This is a genomic window from Enterobacter sp. RHBSTW-00994 (assembly GCF_013782625.1).
Taxonomy (GTDB): domain Bacteria; phylum Pseudomonadota; class Gammaproteobacteria; order Enterobacterales; family Enterobacteriaceae; genus Enterobacter.
This window is the reverse complement of record NZ_CP056199.1, coordinates 4,220,967-4,239,452: the sequence shown is the minus strand read 5'-3', so window position 1 is coordinate 4,239,452 and position 18,486 is coordinate 4,220,967. Positions and strand designations below refer to the sequence as shown.

Genomic DNA, 18,486 nt, shown 5'->3' with positions numbered 1-18,486 from the left:
GTAGCAGGAAGGAACAGCATGACTGATGTAACTGTAAAATCGCTGGCTGCCGAGATTCAGACCTCCGTGGACCGCCTGGTACAGCAATTTGCTGATGCAGGGATCCCGAAGTCCGCTGATGACTCGGTGACTGCGCACGAGAAACAAACGCTGTTAGCGCATTTGAACCGTGAACACGGTTCTACGCCTGACAAGCTGACGTTGCAGCGTAAAACGCGCAGCACGTTGAATATTCCAGGTACCGGTGGAAAAAGTAAATCGGTACAAATCGAAGTCCGCAAGACGCGCACCTTTGTAAAACGTGATCCGCAAGAGGCTGAACGCCTCGCTGCGGAAGAGCAGGCACAGCGTGAAGCGGAAGAACAAGCTCAGCGTGAGGCGGAAGCAATCGCCAAACGTGAGGCAGAATTAAAAGCTGAACGTGAGGCCGCAGAAAAAGCGAAACGCGACGCAAGTGATAAAGCGAAGCGTGAAGCTGCGGAAAAAGACAAAGTGAGCAATCAACAGACAGACGAAATGACCAAAACCGCCCAGGCAGAAAAAGCCCGCCGTGAAAATGAAGCTGCCGAGCTGAAGCGTAAAGCGGAAGAAGAAGCCCGTCGCAAGCTCGAAGAAGATGCTCGTCGCGTAGCTGAAGAAGCTCGTCGCATGGCGGAATCAAATGAGAAAGGCTGGACTGAAACGACTGAAGCACCTTCAGAAGATTCCAGTGACTATCATGTAACCACTTCCCAGCATGCTCGCCAGGCTGAAGACGACAATGACCGTGAAGTTGAAGGTGGTCGTGGTCGTGCCCGTACAGCTTCAAAAGCTGCGCGTCCTCAGAAGAAAGGCAACAAGCACGCTGAATCTAAAGCTGATCGCGAAGAAGCGCGTGCAGCGGTTCGTGGCGGTAAAGGCGGTAAGCGTAAAGGCTCCGCTCTGCAGCAGGGCTTCCAGAAGCCGGTTCAGGCTGTTAACCGTGATGTTGTCATCGGCGAAACCATCACCGTTGGCGATTTGGCGAACAAGATGGCAGTTAAAGGTTCTCAGGTCATCAAAGCGATGATGAAACTGGGTGCAATGGCAACCATCAACCAGGTTATCGATCAGGAAACAGCACAGCTGGTTGCTGAAGAGATGGGCCATAAAGTTATCCTGCGTCGTGAAAACGAGCTGGAAGAAGCAGTAATGAGCGACCGTGACACCGGCGCTGCAGCTGAGCCACGTGCACCAGTTGTGACCATCATGGGCCACGTTGACCATGGTAAAACATCTCTGCTCGACTACATTCGTTCTACGAAAGTAGCCTCCGGTGAAGCGGGTGGTATTACACAGCATATCGGTGCATACCATGTAGAAACTGAAAATGGCATGATCACCTTCCTGGATACCCCAGGTCACGCCGCATTTACCTCAATGCGTGCTCGTGGTGCTCAGGCTACAGATATCGTTGTTCTGGTTGTTGCAGCAGACGACGGCGTGATGCCGCAGACTATCGAAGCTATCCAGCATGCGAAAGCAGCGCAGGTTCCGCTGGTTGTTGCTGTGAACAAGATCGATAAACCAGAAGCCGATCTGGATCGCGTTAAAAACGAACTGTCTCAGTACGGTGTTATGCCGGAAGAGTGGGGCGGTGAGGCTCAGTTCATCCCTGTTTCTGCAAAAGCGGGTACGGGTATCGACGACCTCCTTAACGCCATCCTGCTGCAGGCTGAAGTTCTGGAGCTGAAAGCTATCCGTAAAGGTATGGCGAGCGGTGCAGTTATCGAATCCTTCCTGGATAAAGGTCGTGGTCCGGTAGCCACAGTTCTGGTTCGTGAAGGTACGCTGAACAAAGGCGATATCGTACTGTGTGGTTTCGAATACGGTCGTGTTCGTGCGATGCGTAACGAACTGGGCCAGGAAGTTCTGGAAGCGGGTCCATCCATTCCAGTAGAAATCCTGGGTCTGTCCGGTGTTCCTGCTGCGGGTGACGAAGTTACCGTCGTTCGTGACGAGAAGAAAGCACGTGAAGTTGCACTGTATCGTCAGGGTAAATTCCGTGAAGTTAAACTGGCTCGTCAGCAGAAATCCAAACTCGAGAATATGTTTGCGAACATGACCGAAGGCGAAGTTCACGAAGTGAACATCGTTCTGAAAGCGGATGTTCAGGGTTCTGTGGAAGCGATCTCCGATTCCTTGCTGAAACTGTCTACTGATGAAGTTAAAGTGAAGATCATCGGTTCTGGCGTAGGTGGTATCACCGAAACCGACGCAACCCTGGCAGCAGCATCCAATGCTATCCTGGTTGGCTTCAACGTTCGTGCTGATGCTTCTGCGCGTAAAGTTATTGAGGCTGAAAGCCTGGATCTGCGCTACTACTCCGTCATCTATAACCTGATCGACGAAGTGAAAGCGGCAATGAGCGGTATGCTGTCTCCGGAACTGAAACAGCAGATCATCGGTCTGGCTGAAGTACGTGACGTGTTCAAATCGCCGAAATTCGGTGCTATCGCAGGTTGTATGGTGACGGAAGGTACGATTAAGCGTCACAATCCAATCCGCGTTCTTCGTGATAACGTGGTTATCTATGAAGGCGAGCTGGAATCCCTGCGCCGCTTCAAAGACGATGTTAACGAAGTCCGTAACGGCATGGAATGTGGTATCGGCGTTAAGAACTACAACGACGTTCGCGTGGGCGATATGATCGAAGTGTTCGAAATCATCGAGATCCAACGCAGCATCGACTAATCCGAAGAGGATTAGTGAACGTGTAGGCCGGGTTAGCGAAGCGCCACCCGGCAAGAAATTTCAAAAGGGGCTTATAGCCCCTTTTTTGTCAGGAGAATTTATTATGGCGAAAGAATTTGGTCGCCCGCAGCGCGTTGCGCAGGAGATGCAGAAAGAGATTGCGCTCATCCTGCAGCGTGAAATTAAAGACCCACGTGTCGGCATGATGACGACAGTTTCGGGGGTTGAAATGTCTCGCGACCTGGCCTATGCCAAAGTATTCGTGACGTTTCTGAACGATCAGGACGAAGCCGCAGTGAAAAACGGCATCAAAGCATTACAGGAAGCGTCAGGATTTATCCGCTCTCTTCTTGGTAAAGCGATGCGTCTGCGTATCGTGCCGGAATTGACTTTCTTCTATGACAACTCACTGGTAGAAGGTATGCGCATGTCCAACCTGGTGACAAGCGTGGTTAAGCATGACGATGAGCGTCGTGTTAACCCGGACGACAGCAAGGAGGACTGATGAGTCGTCCTCGTCGTCGCGGTCGCGATGTGCACGGCGTGTTGCTGCTGGATAAACCTCAAGGGGCTTCCAGCAATGACGTGCTGCAAAAAGTAAAACGAATTTATAATGCTAACCGTGCCGGACATACCGGTGCGCTGGACCCTCTGGCAACAGGTATGTTGCCTGTCTGTCTGGGGGAAGCGACAAAATTTTCTCAGTATCTGCTCGATTCTGATAAACGCTACCGTGTCATTGCGAAACTTGGCCAACGTACCGATACCTCCGATGCTGATGGGTTGGTCGTTGAAGAGCGCCCGATAGCGTTTAGTGCCGAGCAGCTTGATGCCGCATTGGAAAGTTTCCGGGGCGATACCTTGCAGGTTCCGTCGATGTATTCGGCGTTGAAGTATCAGGGTAAAAAACTCTACGAATATGCGCGTCAAGGAATTGAGGTTCCGCGCGAAGCTCGCCCAATCACTGTATATGAACTGCTCTTCATTCGCCATGAAGGTGATGAACTAGAGCTGGAAGTTCATTGTTCGAAAGGGACCTATATTCGTACTATCATCGATGACCTGGGCGAAAAGCTGGGTTGTGGTGCGCATGTGATTTATTTGCGTCGTTTAGCCGTGAGTAAGTACCCGGTTGAGCGTATGGTAACGCTTGAGCATCTTTACTCATTGGTTGAGCAGGCTGAAGCACAAGGGATCCCTACAGCGGATTTGCTTGATCCGCTGCTGATGCCAATGGACAGTCCGGCCTCTGATTTTCCAGTCGTCAATTTGCCGTTAACGTCTTCTGTTTACTTTAAAAATGGTAACCCAGTTCGTTCCACTGAAACCCCGTATGAAGGCTTGGTGCGTGTGACGGAAGGCGAGAACAATACGTTCATTGGCATGGGCGAAATGGATGACGAGGGTCGTGTAGCGCCGCGTCGTCTGGTGGTTGAATATCCTGCATAACGGCTTGCCTTGCGGTAAGCAGGGGAGACGAGTAGAATATCGCCGCTTAACGTCCGGCAAATTGTTTAACAATCTGCTGGGCGCATACACAAAATCATTCGAGTTGCGTCAAGGCGACAAGTCTGAGAATCCTCTGAAGCTTACCCAAGTAAGTGACTGAGGTGAGCAGACGCAGAGGCGGCTTGAAGGATGAAGTGTATACACTGGGATTGCTGAATTAGAGATTGGCATCCTTACATTCTTTATACTTTGGAGTTTTAAAATGTCTCTAAGCGTTGAAGCTAAAGCTAAAATCGTTTCTGAGTTTGGTCGTGGTACTAACGACAGCGGTTCTACCGAAGTTCAGGTTGCACTGCTGACTGCACAGATTAACCACCTGCAGGGTCACTTTGCAGAGCACAAAAAAGATCACCACAGCCGTCGTGGTCTGCTGCGCATGGTTTCTCAGCGTCGTAAACTGCTCGACTACCTGAAACGTAAAGATGTTGCACGCTACACCGCGCTGATCGAGCGTCTGGGTCTGCGTCGCTAAGTCTTGCGAGTTTCAGAAAAGGGGGCCTGATGGCCCCTTTTTTCAACCAGACGGCAGCAATTCACTGGAAACTATTGTATTGTTGCTATAAATGATCTTCATTGCAGAGGTTCGCGCGGCTAATGAGAGGCTTCACCCATGGGGGTGTCGGTTGTCATTAGTCGCGAGGATGCGAAGAAGGTCGGGTTAAAATCGTCAGCACACCGAATGGTGTGCTGTCAAACATTTAAGAAAGGACAGAACTTTGCTGAATCCGATCGTTCGTAAATTCCAGTATGGTCAGCATACCGTCACGCTGGAAACCGGCATGATGGCACGTCAGGCTACTGCTGCCGTTATGGTGAGCATGGATGACACTGCGGTATTCGTTACCGTTGTTGGCCAGAAAAAAGCAAAACCAGGTCAGGACTTCTTCCCTCTGACCGTAAACTACCAAGAGCGTACTTATGCTGCCGGTAAAATCCCGGGTGGTTTCTTCCGTCGTGAAGGCCGTCCAAGCGAAGGCGAAACCCTGATTGCGCGTCTGATTGACCGCCCGGTTCGTCCGCTGTTCCCGGAAGGCTTCGTTAACGAAGTTCAGGTTATTGCTACCGTTGTTTCCGTTAACCCACAGGTTAACCCAGACATCGTTGCTATGATTGGTGCATCTGCTGCACTTTCCCTGTCCGGTATTCCATTCAACGGCCCAATTGGTGCTGCTCGTGTGGGTTATATCAACGACCAGTACGTACTGAACCCAACTCAGGAAGAGCTGAAAGAAAGCAAGCTGGACCTGGTTGTTGCCGGTACTGAAGCTGCGGTTCTGATGGTTGAATCTGAAGCTGAACTGCTGAGTGAAGATCAGATGCTGGGCGCTGTGGTATTTGGTCACGACCAGCAGCAGGTTGTTATTCAGAACATCAACGATCTGGTGAAAGAAGCTGGAAAACCACGTTGGGACTGGCAGCCTGAAGCGGTAAACGAAGCGCTGAACGCGCGCGTTGCTGCGCTGGCTGAGTCTCGTTTGAGTGACGCTTACCGCATCACCGACAAACAAGAGCGTTATGCTCAGGTTGACGTGATCAAGTCTGAAACTATCGCCACGCTGGTAGCTGAAGACGAAGCCCTGGACGCTAACGAACTGGGCGAAATCCTGCACGCAATCGAGAAAAATGTCGTTCGTAGTCGCGTGCTGTCTGGCGCACCACGTATTGATGGTCGTGAAAAGGACATGATCCGTGGTCTGGATGTTCGTACTGGCGTTCTGCCACGTACTCACGGTTCTGCACTGTTCACCCGTGGTGAAACTCAGGCGCTGGTAACAGCAACACTGGGTACGGCACGTGACGCACAGAACATCGATGAACTGATGGGTGAGCGTACTGACAGCTTCCTGTTCCATTACAACTTCCCTCCGTACTCCGTAGGTGAAACCGGTATGGTTGGTTCGCCGAAGCGTCGTGAGATTGGTCACGGTCGTCTGGCGAAGCGCGGTGTGCTGGCTGTAATGCCGGATGCTGACAAATTCCCGTACACCGTTCGTGTGGTTTCTGAAATCACCGAATCCAACGGCTCTTCTTCTATGGCTTCCGTATGTGGTGCTTCTCTGGCGCTGATGGATGCGGGTGTACCTATCAAGGCCGCTGTCGCAGGTATCGCGATGGGTCTGGTGAAAGAAGGCGACAACTTTGTCGTTCTGTCTGACATCCTGGGCGACGAAGATCACCTGGGTGATATGGACTTCAAAGTTGCGGGTTCCCGCGAAGGTATCTCTGCCCTGCAGATGGATATCAAAATTGAAGGGATCACCAAAGAGATCATGCAGGTTGCTCTGAACCAGGCTAAAGGTGCACGTCTGCACATCCTGGGCGTGATGGAACAGGCGATCAATGCGCCACGTGGTGACATTTCTCAGTTCGCACCGCGTATTCACACGATCAAGATCAGCCCAGATAAGATCAAAGATGTTATCGGTAAAGGCGGTTCTGTTATCCGTGCTCTGACCGAAGAAACGGGAACCACTATCGAAATCGAAGATGACGGTACTGTGAAAATCGCAGCAACCGACGGCGAGAAAGCGAAATTTGCTATTCGTCGTATCGAAGAGATTACAGCAGAAATCGAAGTGGGCCGTATCTACAGCGGTAAAGTGACCCGTATCGTTGACTTTGGTGCATTCGTTGCCATCGGTGGTGGTAAAGAAGGTCTGGTTCACATCTCTCAGATCGCTGATAAGCGTGTTGAGAAAGTGACTGATTACCTGCAGATGGGTCAGGAAGTACCGGTTAAAGTTCTGGAAGTTGACCGCCAGGGCCGTATTCGTTTAAGCATTAAAGAAGCGACCGAGCAGTCTCAGCCTGCTGCCGCGCCGGAAGCTCCGGCCGCAGAACAGGGCGAGTAAGGTTGCCATTTGCCCTCCGCTTTGCGGAGGGCTTATTATCAGGCAGGACGCCTTGTTGAGCCGCCGGGGGACAGGACGTTCATCCAATAGTTGTCTTCGGGAGTGGGAAATGAAGCCTTTTTTGCGCTGGTGTTTCGTTGCGACAGCTTTAACGCTGGCAGGATGCAGCAACTCTGCCTGGCGTAAGAGCGAAGTCCTCGCAGTGCCATTGCAACCGACTTTGCAGCAGGAAGTGATTCTGGCACGCATGGAACAAATTCTTGCCAGTCGGGCTTTAACCGATGACGAACGCGCACAGCTTTTATATGAGCGCGGAGTGTTGTATGATAGTCTCGGTCTGAGGGCATTAGCGCGTAATGATTTTTCACAAGCGCTTGCAATCCGACCTGATATGCCAGAAGTATTCAATTACTTAGGCATATATTTAACGCAGGCAGGCAATTTTGATGCTGCCTATGAAGCGTTTGATTCTGTACTTGAGCTTGATCCAACTTACAACTACGCGCACTTGAATCGCGGTATCGCATTGTATTACGGCGGTCGTGATAAGTTAGCGCAAGATGATCTGCTGGCGTTTTATCATGACGATCCTAATGATCCTTTCCGTAGCCTGTGGCTTTACATCGCTGAGCGAAAGCTCGATGAAAAGCAGGCCAAAGATGCGTTAAAACAACGCTTCGAGAAATCGGATAAGGAACAGTGGGGATGGAACATTGTCGAGTTCTACCTGGGCAACATTAGCGAAGCAACGCTGATGGAACGCCTCAAGGCGGACGCAACGGATAACACCTCGCTCGCTGAGCATCTCAGTGAAACCAACTTCTATTTAGGTAAGTACTACCTAAGTCTGGGGGATAAGGACAGCGCCACGGCACTGTTCAAATTAGCGGTTGCTAACAACGTACACAACTTCGTTGAGCACCGTTATGCATTGTTGGAATTATCGCTCTTGGGCCAGGAGCAAGACGACCTGGCAGAATCGGACCAGCAATAGCTGACGACATAAACATCAGCCCGTAATCTTTTGATTGCCATCACCTTCACTGGTGAGGGCGTTGTTGTTCGTCAATACACCTACTTTGAGCCGGTTCACACTTTTCAATGAAAATTGCTAATCATTTTCACGACGAGTTATGTAGACTGGCCGCCATTAATATCGAGGCACTTGTACTACATGGCTGAATTCGAAACCACTTTTGCAGATCTGGGCCTGAAGGCTCCTATCCTTGAATCCCTTAACGATCTGGGTTACGAAAAACCATCTCCGATCCAGGCTGAATGCATCCCGCATTTACTCGCTGGTCGTGACGTGCTGGGCATGGCCCAGACTGGTAGCGGCAAAACTGCAGCGTTCTCGCTGCCGCTGCTGAACAACATTGATCCGGACCTGCGTGCACCGCAGATCCTCGTACTTGCTCCGACCCGTGAACTGGCTGTTCAGGTAGCGGAAGCAATGACTGAATTCTCTAAACACATGCGCGGCGTGAACGTGGTTGCTCTGTACGGCGGCCAGCGTTATGACGTGCAGTTACGCGCCCTGCGCCAGGGCCCACAGATTGTTGTCGGTACGCCGGGCCGTCTGCTGGATCACCTGAAGCGTGGTACTCTGGATCTCTCTAAACTGAGCGGTCTGGTGCTGGATGAAGCTGACGAAATGCTCCGCATGGGCTTCATCGAAGACGTAGAAACTATTATGGCGCAGATCCCGGAAGGTCATCAGACCGCTCTGTTCTCTGCCACCATGCCAGAAGCGATCCGTCGTATTACCCGTCGTTTCATGAAAGATCCGCAGGAAGTGCGTATCCAGTCCAGCGTTACGACTCGCCCGGACATCAGCCAGAGCTACTGGTCTGTTTACGGCATGCGTAAAAATGAAGCGCTGGTACGTTTCCTGGAAGCAGAAGATTTTGATGCGGCGATTATCTTCGTTCGTACCAAAAACGCGACCCTGGAAGTGGCTGAAGCTCTGGAACGTAGCGGCTACAACAGCGCAGCACTGAACGGCGATATGAACCAGGCACTGCGCGAGCAGACTCTGGAACGTCTGAAAGACGGTCGTCTGGATATCCTGATTGCAACTGACGTGGCAGCACGTGGTCTGGACGTTGAACGTATCAGCCTGGTTGTAAACTACGATATCCCAATGGACTCTGAGTCTTACGTTCACCGTATCGGTCGTACCGGTCGTGCGGGTCGTGCGGGTCGTGCGTTGCTGTTCGTTGAGAACCGCGAACGTCGTCTGCTGCGTAATATCGAACGTACTATGAAGTTGACCATTCCAGAGGCCGATCTGCCAAATGCAGAACTGTTGGGCAAACGTCGCCTGGAAAAATTTGCGGCTAAAGTACAGCAACAGCTGGAAAGCAGCGATCTGGATCAGTACCGTGCTCTGCTGGCGCAAATTCAGCCAACCGCAGAAGGCGAAGAACTGGATATCGAAACGCTGGCTGCAGCATTGCTGAAAATGGCGCAGGGTGAACGTACTCTGATCGTACCGCCTGATGCACCGATGCGTCCTAAGCGTGAGTTCCGTGACCGTGACGACCGTTTCGAGCGCCGTGGCGATCGTAATGACCGCAATGATCGTGGTCCACGTGGTGACCGTCCAGAGCGTGGTGGTGAAGACCGTCCACGTCGCGAGCGTCGTGACGCTGGCGAAATGGAATTGTACCGTATTGAAGTGGGCCGTGATGATGGTGTTGAAGTTCGTCATATTGTTGGTGCTATTGCTAACGAAGGTGACATCAGCAGCCGTTACATCGGTAACATCAAGCTATTCGGTACTCACTCCACTATCGAGCTGCCAAAAGGCATGCCGGGCGAAGTTCTGCAGCACTTTACTCGTACCCGCATCCTGAACAAGCCAATGAACATGCAGCTGATGGGCGATGCCCAGCCGCGTTCTGATCGTGGTGGCGAGCGTCGTGGTGGCGATCGTCCTGCCGGTGAGCGTCGTAGCTTCGGCGGCGGTGAACGTCGTGAAGGCGGTCGTGGTCCTCGTCGTGAAGGTTCTGCACCAGGTGCTGGTCGCTTCAGCGGCGAACGTCGTGAAAACCGTGGCCCACGTCGTGAAGAAGGTTCCAGCCGTCGCCGTTTCGGTGACGCGTAAGCCTTACGTTTAATAACGTAAAGTAAAATATACAGCCCCGGTACTTGCGATCGGGGCTTTTTTTATTCCCTTTGTACTCCTGTACTGGTACAGTGCAGCGCATTAACGTGCAGTACCGAAATATTTAACTGGAGATAAGGCTGTATGGCGACACTAACCACCACACAAACATCACCTTCGCTACTTGGCGGCGTGGTGATCATCGGCGGTACGATCATTGGCGCAGGGATGTTCTCTCTGCCTGTGGTTATGTCCGGTGCGTGGTTCTTCTGGTCGCTGGCTGCGCTCGTTTTTACCTGGTTCTGCATGCTGCACTCCGGGTTGATGATCCTGGAAGCTAACCTGAACTACCGGATAGGTTCGAGCTTTGACACCATCACGAAGGATCTACTGGGAAAACGCTGGAATATGGTGAATGGCATCTCTATCGCGTTCGTGCTCTATATCCTGACTTACGCCTATATCTCTGCCAGCGGCTCGATTCTGCACCACACGTTTTCTGAGATGTCATTGAATGTACCGGCGCGCCTGGCGGGACTGGTATTTGCGCTTGGTGTGGCATTTATTGTCTGGATGAGTACTAAGGCTGTCAGCCGGATGACGGCGATTGTGCTGGGGGCGAAGGTCATCACCTTTTTCCTGACATTCGGCAGCCTTCTGGGACACGTTACACCGGCGACACTGTTTAACGTCGCGGAGAGTGATGCCTCTTACACGCCATATCTGCTAATGACCCTGCCATTTTGTCTGGCTTCATTTGGCTACCACGGCAACGTTCCTAGCCTGATGAAATACTATGGTAAAGATCCGCGTACCATTGTGAAGTGTCTGGTCTACGGCACGCTTCTGGCTCTGGGGTTGTACGTTATCTGGTTGTTGGGGACGATGGGGAACATTCCGCGCCCTGAGTTTATTGGTATTGCGCAGAAAGGTGGCAATATTGATGTTCTGGTACAAGCGCTAAGTGGTGTCCTGAATAGTCGCAGTCTGGATCTGCTGTTGGTGGTGTTCTCTAACTTCGCTGTTGCCAGCTCCTTCCTCGGAGTCACACTGGGCCTGTTTGATTACCTGGCGGATCTGTTTGGTTTTGATGATTCAGCGATGGGGCGTCTGAAAACCGCCCTCCTGACTTTCCTGCCACCGATTATTGGTGGCCTGCTGTGGCCGAACGGTTTCCTGTATGCCATCGGTTATGCAGGGTTGGCGGCAACCATCTGGGCGGCAATTGTTCCGGCGCTGCTGGCTCGCAAATCACGTAAACGCTTCGGCAGCCCAACATTCCGTGTCTGGGGGGGAAAACCCATGATTGCACTGATTCTGGTCTTTGGTGTCGGCAACGCGCTGGTACATGTCCTGTCGAGCTTTAATCTGCTGCCTGTGTATCAGTAAACGTAATGCCCGGTGGCTATGCTTACCGGGCCTACAGGGAGCGAACAGGCCGGATAAGGCGAAGCCACTATCCGGCAAAAACACACTATCCCACCAACTCCTCTTTCACCTGCATCGCCAGCTCAAACGAGTGCAAACGTGCCTGGTGATCGAAAATCTGCCCATTAACCATAATCTCATCAGCCTGGGTTTCCCGTAGCACAGCTTCCAGCCCGTGTCGCACCTTCGCTTTGTCCCCAACCAAAGACATGCTCAGAGCCTGCTGCACACCGTATTGCTCTGAAGCAGACCACAGCTGATGCATGTTTTCTACCGGTGGTGGTAGCTGGCCGGTTTCACCGCGGCGTAATTTCGTAAATGCCTGCTGCATTGAGGTAAAGAGGAATTCAGCATCGCGATTGCTGTCCGCAGCAATGATATTGATACACACCATCGCATACGGTTTTTCCAGCCGCTCAGAAGGTTTAAAGTTCGTTCGGTAGAGATGCAATGCCTGGTGCAGCATATCAGGGGCGAAGTGCGAGGCGAAGGCAAATGGCAGGCCGAGTTGGGCTGCCAGTTGCGCACCGTAGAGGCTTGAGCCGAGCAGCCATACAGGGAGCTTCTCACCATATCCCGGAACAGGGCGAACATGAGGATTAGGATCGCGCGCGTCGAACCAGTCCACCAGTTCGGCGACATCACGCGGGAAGTTATCAATATCGCCGCTCATGTGGCGACGTAACGCACGCATCGTCGGCTGATCGCTGCCTGGTGCTCGGCCCAGTCCCAGGTCGATACGTCCAGGATAGAGGGTATTCAGCGTGCCAAACTGTTCGGCAATCACCAGAGGAGAATGGTTTGGCAGCATTACACCGCCTGACCCCAGGCGCAGCGTTGTGGTGTTTGCGGCCAGATACCCAATCAGTACAGACGTTGCTGCACTGGCGATCCCGACCATATTGTGATGCTCTGCCAGCCAGTAGCGATGAAACCCACGCTTTTCGGCAAGCTGGGCAAGATCAAGAGAATGCGAGAAGGCTTCCCTGGCTGAAGAGCCTTCAGGGATCGGCGCAAGATCGAGCACCGAGAACGGAATGGATTTATCAGTCATAACAGCTCACTTTGTCGACGGTAATATTTTAATAGTGCATTAAAAATTACTAACCGTTGTTAACAAAGTGAGCTTTTACACAGCACCCTTCAAGCTGCCTCCGTGTTGGCTGCACTTGTTCACCCCAGTCACTTACTTGAGTAAGAACCTGGGGATTCTAAGACTTGCCGCCTTGATACAACTTACATTTACGCCTGAAGCTCCAGGCCAGCGAGACGTTTCCAGTAACCGTTGCAGTCGCTGTTGGCGGTGAGCGGTAGCGGTGATGTCCCATTTTCATTGGCGCGGAAGGCATCCATCATGGCGAAAGATTCGGTTCCAAGCGGGGACAAACGCACTATATCAACCAGCCCTTTCATTGAGGTCAGCTCGTTGCCGAGGTTATAGACATAGCCACTCATGGTCTGAATACCATTCAGGACAAACACCTGCTGGTTTTCTTGTGACAGCACATTGCGACCATTCGGGTATTTGATGCAGCAGGTTTCGCATTCGTCTTTAGGGCGGTCCTCTGAGCGGGCAGTAAAGCAGCGTGCAGAGTAGGCTAATGGCAGATGACCGTAGCTCAGCACCTCGACTTCAAACTGATTGCGGATCCCAAGCTCTTCGCACTGATTGAGCAAGTTCACCAGCCAGTCACGTGACAACTCGACAGGCATGCACCAGCGAGTCATACCTTGTTTGAGCAACAGCTTCAGCGTGACGGCGTTATAGCAGTTCAGTGCATGCCCGGCGACGAATGGCAGGTTGCGTTCTGCGCACATATTCACGACACCCAGGTCGCTGGCTTCCAGCAGGAACTCTCCGTTCTCCACATAACGTTTGAGTTCACCCAGTTCGGATGAGGCTTGAACCAGGGCCAGCGTGGAGAGCACCACCTGCTTGCCGCTACTTGCCAGACTTTTCGCCATATCCAGCCAATCACCCACTTTAGTGGCCCGGCGTTTGCTGCACACGGCTTCCCCGAGATAAATCACATCGGCACTGCTGGTTGCAGCCTGCTGGTAGAAATCTTCCAGCGTTTCTTTTGACCAGTAGTAAAGTACTGGCCCTAATGAATATTTCATGGTCTTCTCACTGCCATTTACGGTGATACGCGCCGAGCGTGGTTTGCGTGCCTTCGGACATTGATCCGAGGGTATCCATCCAGGCGGACTGCGGCGCATAGTTTTGCGGGTCGCTCATACAGCGGTCGATGGCCTGACGCCAGACTTTTGCCACCTGGCTGACGTAGGCTGGGCTGCGCTGGCGACCTTCGATTTTCACCGACGCAATATTCGCGGCCAGCAACTCTGGCAGTAGCTCCAGGGTATTAAGGCTGGTGGGTTCTTCCAGTGCATGGTAGCGCTCACCGTCAACTTTATAGCGGCCTTTGCACAACGTTGGATAGCCTGCGTTTTCGCCATCCTGATAGCGATCGATCAGCACTTCGTTCAGGCGTGACTCCAGCCCCTGAGGGGTTTGCTGCCAGCGAACAAAACGAGCAGGGGAACATGCACCGACAGTATTCGGCGATTCCCCGGTCAAATACGAGGAGAGATAGCAACGTCCCTCAGCCATAATGCACAGGCTGCCAAACGCAAAAACTTCCAGTGGAACTGGCGAGACACGTGCGAGTTGCTTAACCTGATGAATAGAGAGCACGCGGGGTAACACTACACGGGCAACGTCAAAATGACGGTGGTAAAAACGAACGGCTTCTTCGTTGGTCGCAGAGGCCTGAACAGAGACGTGGCGCTCAATATGCGGGTAGCGTTCTGCGGCATACTCAAGCATGGCGAGGTCAGCCAGAATTAGCGCATCAGCACCCAATTGTGCCGCCATATCCACTGCGCGCTGCCAGCGGGCGTAGCCATCAGGATGGGCAAAGGTGTTGATCGCGATATGCAGCTTGCGCTTATGCTGGTGTACGAAGTTGACGGCTTCCTGGAGCTTCTTCTCCGTAAAGTTGAGGCCAGCAAAATGGCGGGCGTTGGTATCATCTTTCAGCCCGATATAGACCGCATCGGCCCCATTTTCGATGGCCGCCTTAAGCGCCGGAAGGTTTCCGGCTGGGCAGAGCAGCTCCATAATTTATCCTGGTGTAGTCGATCTCAGCGATCGTAAAATTGTTAACGAACGGGGATTTTAATTAACCTATACGCGACAATTTTTGATTTAAGGCAGCTAATGGCGTATTGATGACACCAATAATGCGTTATACCCGACAACGGTTTGTTGATTTACGCCGCTATGTTGGTTTCTGGATATGGCAAAATAACAGGACTATAGATATCAGGGAGTAAAGCTCGTGCTGGATAAACTGCGTTCACGTTTCGTACAATTTGGTCCATCAATGCTGAGCGTACCGGTAAAACTGACGCCGTTCGCACTTAAACGTCAGGTGCTGGAGCAAGTACTGAGCTGGCAATTCCGTCAGGCGCTGCAGGACGGCGAACTGGAGTTTCTGGAAGGCCGCTGGTTGAGTATTGAAGTCCGTGATATCGGGCTACGTTGGTTTACCTCGGTAGAAAATGACCAGCTTGTTGTACGAGAATCGGCTGAGGCGGATGTCAGCTTCAGTGCTGACGCCAGCGATCTGTTGATGATCGCCGCACGTAAACAGGACCCGGATACCCTTTTTTTCCAGCGCCGTCTGGTCATTGAAGGTGATACCGAGTTGGGCCTGTACGTCAAAAATTTGATGGATGCCATTGAGCTGGAGCAGATGCCAAAAGCGCTGCGCGTGGTACTGCTGCAACTGGCGGACTTTGTAGAGGCTGGGTTGAAAACCCCGCCGGAAAGTAAACACACTTCAGTAGGTGAGCCATGCTGATTCGAGTTGAAATTGGGATTGATGCACCAGGTATCGATGCGTTGTTACGCCGGGCATTTGCGAGTGATGCAGAAGCCCAACTGGTTCACGATCTCCGCGAAGACGGCCTAATCACACTGGGACTGGTCGCCACTGACGATGAAGGCCAGGTTGTCGGTTATGTTGCGTTCAGCCCCGTATCGGTTCAGGGCGAAGAGCTACAGTGGGTGGGAATGGCCCCTCTCGCCGTAGAGGAAAGCTATCGTGGTCAGGGGCTTGCGCGCCAACTGGTTTATGAAGGGCTGGATTCACTCAATGAGTTCGGCTATGCGGCGGTTGTCACTTTGGGCGATCCGGCATTCTATGGCCGTTTAGGCTTCGAGCAGGCAGCACGTTACGATCTGCACTGTCGCTGGCCGGGTACGGAAGCAGGATTCCAGGTACACCGTCTGGCAGACGATGCATTGAATGGCGTAAGCGGGTTGGTTGAGTACCACGATCACTTCAATCGCTTTTAGCCGACAGATTTTGCAGGCGCTCCTGCAGCGCCTCAAATGATCCGTCTCCGGTGACGAGGCGCTCTTTTTCACGCTTCGTGAGCTGTTTTATGCGGTATTCCATTCTCAGGGCCAGTGAGCGATCGCCCACATGCGCTGAAAAGACCAGTGTTAACGAGCCTTTCCCCCGCAGCGCCTTTGCGCCTTTCCCCGTTTGATGTTCAAGGAAACGTCGTTCTACGTCGGTGGTGATCCCGGTATAGAGTGCGTTATCAGCCGTTCGGACAAGATAGAGAAACCAACACACGGTAAGCAGATTCAGTATATTAAGGTGAACGCACCTTAGCACGAGAGAGAAGACAAATGGAAACACTGACGGCGATAAACCGCTGGCTGGCAAAGCAGCACGTCGTGACCTGGTGCGTACACCAGGAAGGCGAACTCTGGTGTGCTAACGCGTTTTATTATTATGATCCTCAACGCGTGGCGTTTTACGTGCTCAGTGAAGATAAAACCCGTCATGCGCAGATGACTGGCCTTCAGGCCCCAGTTGCGGGTACGGTCAACGGCCAGCCCAAATCAGTCGCACTGATCCGTGGTCTGCAGTTCAAAGGCGAGATCCGCCGTCTGGAAGGTGAAGAAAGCAACACGATGCGCAAGCATTACACCCGGCGGTTTCCGGTTGCGCTCGCATCGTCTGCCCCCGTGTGGGAAATTCGGCTTGATGAGCTAAAATTTACTGACAATACACTGGGGTTTGGTAAAAAAATCCACTGGTTACGTCAGGAGTAGAACATGAGTCAGGTCTTGATTACTGGCGCGACAGGTTTAGTGGGTGGCCACTTACTGCGTATGTTACTGCAGCACCCTAAAGTTAACTACATTGCCGCCCCAACCCGACGCCCGCTGGCAGATATTGCGGGTATCTATAACCCTCATAAGCCGCAACTCAGTGATGCTCTGGCGCAAGTGCAGGATCCCATTGATATCGTCTTTTGCTGCCTTGGAACGACGCGCCGGGAAGCCGGAAGTAAAGAGGCGTTCGTTCATGCTGATTACACACTCGTTGTTGAGACTGCGCTTGCGGGAAAACGTTTGGGGGCCAAGCACCTGCTGGTGGTGAGTTCAATGGGAGCAAATGCTCACTCACCTTTCTTCTACAACAAAGTGAAAGGCAAAATGGAACAGGCGCTGATTGCGCAGAAATGGGAGCGTTTGACAATTGTGCGGCCCTCTATGCTACTGGGCCATCGTGAAACATCGCGTCTCACTGAGATGGTACTTGCTCCTGTGTTCCAGTTTTTTCCAGGTAACTGGAAATCTATTGATGCCAGAGACGTTGCGCGAGCAATGCTGAAAGAGGCGCTGACGCCCTCTCAGGAGGGGACTAACATTGTTCCTTCGGCAAAATTACGTGAACTTGCACAGGGTGAGGCGTAGTATCTCCGGGCTTAATGAATACTCCCTGGGGAATGTTATGGCTGGTCAGTCTTCATCTCAAACGGCAACACCGATTCAGTGGTGGAAGCCCGTTCTCTTTTTTCTCGTTGTTCTTGTGGGTCTTTGGTATGTGAAATGGCAACCGTATTACGGTAAAGCCTTCACGGCGGCTGAGACCCACAGCATAGGTAAATCCATTCTTGCGCAGGCCGATGCCAGCCCGCTGAAGGCCGCGTGGGATTATGCCATGGTCTATTTTCTTGCCGTCTGGAAAGCGGCGGTCTTAGGTGTGCTGCTGGGATCGCTGGTTCAGGTTCTGATCCCGCGTCACTGGTTGATGAAAACGCTGGGTCAGCCCCGTTTTCAGGGGACGCTATTAGGCACGATTTTTTCGTTGCCAGGCATGATGTGTTCCTGCTGCGCCGCGCCAGTCACTGCGGGTATGCGCCGTCAGAATGTGTCGATGGGCGGTGCGCTGGCATTCTGGATGGGTAACCCGCTGCTGAACCCGGCAACCCTGGTCTTTATGGGATTTGTGCTGGGATGGCATTTTGCACTTATTCGACTGGTTGCTGGGCTACTGACAGTACTTGTGGTGGCCACACTGGTACAGAAATGGGTGAAAGAGAAGGGCGCACAACCTGTTGCTGTGGATGTTGAGCTGGCTGAGCCGCAGGGCAGTTTCTTTATGCGTTGGGGAAAGGCGTTGTGGCAGCTTTTCTGGAGCACGATCCCGGTATACATCCTGGCGGTACTGGTTCTTGGCGCGGCGCGCGTCTGGCTCTTCCCGCATGCCGATGGCGCTATCGATAATTCGTTGTTGTGGGTGATTGCGATGGCTGTTGCAGGCTGCTTGTTTGTGATCCCAACTGCAGCCGAGATACCGATTGTTCAGACCATGATGCTGGCTGGCATGGGGGCAGCGCCGGCTCTGGCGTTACTCATCACGTTGCCTGCGGTAAGCCTGCCATCACTTATTATGCTGCGGAAGTCATTTCCGGCGAAAGCACTGTGGTTAACAGGCTTGCTGGTGGCGCTGAGTGGAGTGATAACAGGAAGTATTGCGCTGTTTTAAGATAAAAAAATACCCG

17 protein-coding genes and 1 pseudogene are annotated in these 18,486 nt (G+C 52.4%); 14 read left to right on the top strand and 4 right to left on the bottom strand.

Annotated features, from left to right (window positions below; all coding sequences use genetic code 11):
- Positions 1-18 precede the first annotated feature (18 nt).
- The 9 genes and pseudogenes from infB (at position 19) to mtr (ending at position 11,571) form a co-directional block, all read left to right on the top strand.
- The gene (gene infB, locus HV346_RS20190; protein ID WP_181620941.1) at positions 19-2,712 is read left to right on the top strand and encodes a translation initiation factor IF-2; all 2,694 of its coding nucleotides are present in this window, start codon (positions 19-21) and stop codon (positions 2,710-2,712) included.
- 103 nt (positions 2,713-2,815) lie between these two features.
- A complete protein-coding gene (gene rbfA, locus HV346_RS20185; protein WP_181620940.1) occupies positions 2,816-3,217 on the top strand; it encodes a 30S ribosome-binding factor RbfA in 402 nt (133 codons plus the stop codon).
- On the top strand, positions 3,217-4,161 hold the full coding sequence (gene truB, locus HV346_RS20180) for a tRNA pseudouridine(55) synthase TruB (RefSeq protein ID WP_181620939.1): 945 nt from the start codon (positions 3,217-3,219) through the stop codon (positions 4,159-4,161). The genes rbfA and truB overlap by 1 nt, the downstream gene beginning before the upstream one ends.
- A 262-nt stretch (positions 4,162-4,423) precedes the next feature.
- Positions 4,424-4,693, top strand: coding sequence for a 30S ribosomal protein S15 (gene rpsO, locus HV346_RS20175; RefSeq protein WP_003861789.1), 270 nt, complete (start codon positions 4,424-4,426; stop codon positions 4,691-4,693).
- Between the two features lie 244 nt (positions 4,694-4,937).
- A pseudogene (pnp, locus tag HV346_RS20170) lies at positions 4,938-7,132 on the top strand (polyribonucleotide nucleotidyltransferase).
- Positions 7,133-7,182: 50 nt separating this feature from the next.
- Positions 7,183-8,067: a lipoprotein NlpI gene (gene nlpI, locus HV346_RS20165; RefSeq protein WP_181620937.1), complete on the top strand. Its 885-nt coding sequence runs from the start codon at positions 7,183-7,185 to the stop codon at positions 8,065-8,067.
- A 107-nt stretch (positions 8,068-8,174) separates the two neighbouring features.
- Positions 8,175-8,255 carry a protein YrbN gene (gene yrbN / locus HV346_RS20160; protein WP_097919743.1) on the top strand — a complete coding sequence of 27 codons (81 nt, stop codon included), beginning with the start codon at positions 8,175-8,177 and terminating at the stop codon, positions 8,253-8,255.
- Positions 8,248-10,182, top strand: a complete 1,935-nt coding sequence (locus HV346_RS20155; protein ID WP_181620936.1) for a DEAD/DEAH family ATP-dependent RNA helicase — start codon at positions 8,248-8,250, stop codon at positions 10,180-10,182. Before yrbN ends, HV346_RS20155 begins: the two co-directional genes overlap by 8 nt.
- A gap of 144 nt (positions 10,183-10,326) precedes the next feature.
- Entirely contained in the window at positions 10,327-11,571 is a 1,245-nt protein-coding gene (gene mtr, locus HV346_RS20150; RefSeq protein WP_181620935.1) for a tryptophan permease, read from the top strand.
- An 85-nt stretch (positions 11,572-11,656) separates the two neighbouring features.
- On the opposite strand, the gene HV346_RS20145 is transcribed toward mtr, so the two are convergent.
- The 3 genes from HV346_RS20145 to HV346_RS20135 form a co-directional block, all read right to left on the bottom strand.
- Positions 11,657-12,664: a luciferase-like monooxygenase gene (locus tag HV346_RS20145; protein ID WP_181620934.1), complete on the bottom strand. Its 1,008-nt coding sequence runs from the start codon at positions 12,662-12,664 to the stop codon at positions 11,657-11,659.
- 188 nt (positions 12,665-12,852) lie between these two features.
- Positions 12,853-13,731, bottom strand: a complete 879-nt coding sequence (locus HV346_RS20140) for a U32 family peptidase (RefSeq protein ID WP_181620933.1) — start codon at positions 13,729-13,731, stop codon at positions 12,853-12,855.
- A 7-nt stretch (positions 13,732-13,738) separates the two neighbouring features.
- A complete protein-coding gene (locus HV346_RS20135; RefSeq protein WP_181620932.1) occupies positions 13,739-14,734 on the bottom strand; it encodes a peptidase U32 family protein in 996 nt (331 codons plus the stop codon).
- A 220-nt stretch (positions 14,735-14,954) separates the two neighbouring features.
- Between HV346_RS20135 and HV346_RS20130 the strand changes: the two genes are divergently transcribed.
- Both HV346_RS20130 and HV346_RS20125 read left to right on the top strand, forming a co-directional pair.
- Positions 14,955-15,479 (top strand): SCP2 domain-containing protein, encoded by a 525-nt coding sequence (locus HV346_RS20130; RefSeq protein ID WP_181620931.1) that lies wholly within the window; start codon positions 14,955-14,957, stop codon positions 15,477-15,479.
- Positions 15,473-15,976, top strand: coding sequence for an N-acetyltransferase (locus tag HV346_RS20125; protein ID WP_181620930.1), 504 nt, complete (start codon positions 15,473-15,475; stop codon positions 15,974-15,976). The genes HV346_RS20130 and HV346_RS20125 overlap by 7 nt, the downstream gene beginning before the upstream one ends.
- On the opposite strand, the gene HV346_RS20120 is transcribed toward HV346_RS20125, so the two are convergent.
- Positions 15,963-16,304 (bottom strand): GIY-YIG nuclease family protein, encoded by a 342-nt coding sequence (locus HV346_RS20120; protein ID WP_181623841.1) that lies wholly within the window; start codon positions 16,302-16,304, stop codon positions 15,963-15,965. The genes HV346_RS20125 and HV346_RS20120 overlap by 14 nt on opposite strands.
- 14 nt (positions 16,305-16,318) lie before the next feature.
- Here HV346_RS20120 and HV346_RS20115 point away from each other — a divergent pair, with 14 nt between their 5' ends.
- Genes HV346_RS20115 through HV346_RS20105 form a run of 3 tightly spaced genes read left to right on the top strand, consistent with a single transcriptional unit; the run spans position 16,319 to position 18,470 of the window.
- A complete protein-coding gene (locus HV346_RS20115) occupies positions 16,319-16,747 on the top strand; it encodes a YhbP family protein (protein ID WP_181620929.1) in 429 nt (142 codons plus the stop codon).
- Between the two features lie 3 nt (positions 16,748-16,750).
- On the top strand, positions 16,751-17,395 hold the full coding sequence (locus HV346_RS20110) for an NAD(P)H-binding protein (protein WP_181620928.1): 645 nt from the start codon (positions 16,751-16,753) through the stop codon (positions 17,393-17,395).
- Between the two features lie 37 nt (positions 17,396-17,432).
- Positions 17,433-18,470 (top strand): permease, encoded by a 1,038-nt coding sequence (locus tag HV346_RS20105; RefSeq protein WP_181620927.1) that lies wholly within the window; start codon positions 17,433-17,435, stop codon positions 18,468-18,470.
- The last annotated feature ends 16 nt before the right edge of the window (positions 18,471-18,486 follow it).